This window comes from Bradyrhizobium sp. Ai1a-2 (assembly GCF_000426245.1).
In the GTDB taxonomy this organism is placed as follows: domain Bacteria; phylum Pseudomonadota; class Alphaproteobacteria; order Rhizobiales; family Xanthobacteraceae; genus Bradyrhizobium.
The window spans coordinates 1-1255 of sequence record NZ_AUEZ01000238.1 but is presented as its reverse complement, the minus strand read 5'-3'; the positions used below and the strand labels follow the sequence as shown (position 1 = coordinate 1255).

Genomic DNA, 1255 nt, shown 5'->3' with positions numbered 1-1255 from the left:
GGCGTCAAACCCCGAAAGCTTGCAATCTCAAACCCCCTCACGACCGAAAAATCGACTCCACATCAATGGCTTGGGCGATTCTTCACGGACGACTGCTCAAGCTCCTCCCGAAAGCGCGGACAACGAACCTGCAAACCGTGCTGCCGTGGCTCTACTGCACTTACGATCAAAAGCTCGACACGGACATAGACGCAAAAGACGGCGAACATGGTCAGTCCAAAGACGTGCCGAACTCCTAATTCGCTACGTCATCTCTGAAAAGAATGCAGCCTATTCGTCTTGGCAATTTTTGCCGGAGACCTATCACCGGCGGGCGTGATCAGACCCGCAGGTTTTCAGCGCTGCTCTTGCCACGCTTGGGGTCGACTTTGACTTCGTAAGAAATCTTTTGGCCTTCGGTCAAACCAGAGAGCCCAGCGCGTTCTACGGCGCTAATGTGGACAAAAATGTCGTTTCCGCCGTCGTCTGGAGCGATAAATCCGTACCCCTTTTGATCATTGAACCACTTCACAGTACCTGTTGCCATACGATCACTTCCTTTGCCGCCGCGCCCAGTCCGAGCGCGGGTGGGTAATGGTGCCGAGAAACAGAGCAACCGGCGTGCCGGACCGAAAATGCTGATCCCACAGTGGTGGTGAGCGTCGGGTCGACGACAATGGACGCAAAGCTGACAACCGTGTGCGATTGCTAACATTCTCAGGCTAGCTCAATCAGTTTGGATTACGCGAAGGCATCACACGGCGGGATCGGTAGGTTCTGCAACGGCATGATGCGAGCGCCGTGTGCTGCAGCTGAAAGTGCTCGACCCGATTAGCTTGCATATAACCGGGCTGTCTTAGACTGGTCGCGCAGAAGGTTGACGCCGGTGTCGTCGTATTCATCCGTGTCAGGTCGATGCCACAATATCCGCAACTCGACGCTGAGCCGCGGGGCTCGAGGCGCACCTTTCTATCGCCATAGAGCTTTCATTGCGCAACTTTTCTGGTGGCACACTCATTGCTCGTCAGGTCCCAGATCCCTGCCGGGGTGAACCCGTTTGCGGCCGCCGGCGGACACCAGCCAGCGCCGCACTGGTCATCAGACGTGCCGGGATGCTGCTCAGTGTCGTCAGCTCAGCAGGAGGAGAATCATGGGTTTCTATCAGACGGAGCCGTTTAACACGCCGAGCCAGCCCTCCTTCAGCCGGCCGATGGCGGATGCCGACAGCCCGGCAGCATCCTTGCCGAGCAGCGCCGACAGCGCCTCGGAGAAGTCA

General features: G+C 57.3%; 2 protein-coding genes. One reads left to right on the top strand and one right to left on the bottom strand.

Going from position 1 to position 1255, the window contains the following annotated elements; translation table 11 throughout:
* Positions 1-239, top strand: a 239-nt coding sequence (locus K288_RS54585; RefSeq protein WP_210164453.1) for a hypothetical protein, incomplete at its 5' end; no start/stop codon positions are given.
* Positions 240-319: 80 nt separating this feature from the next.
* On the opposite strand, the gene K288_RS0143465 is transcribed toward K288_RS54585, so the two are convergent.
* The gene (locus K288_RS0143465; protein ID WP_027584875.1) at positions 320-526 is read right to left on the bottom strand and encodes a cold-shock protein; all 207 of its coding nucleotides are present in this window, start codon (positions 524-526) and stop codon (positions 320-322) included.
* Between the last annotated feature and the right edge of the window lie 729 nt (positions 527-1255).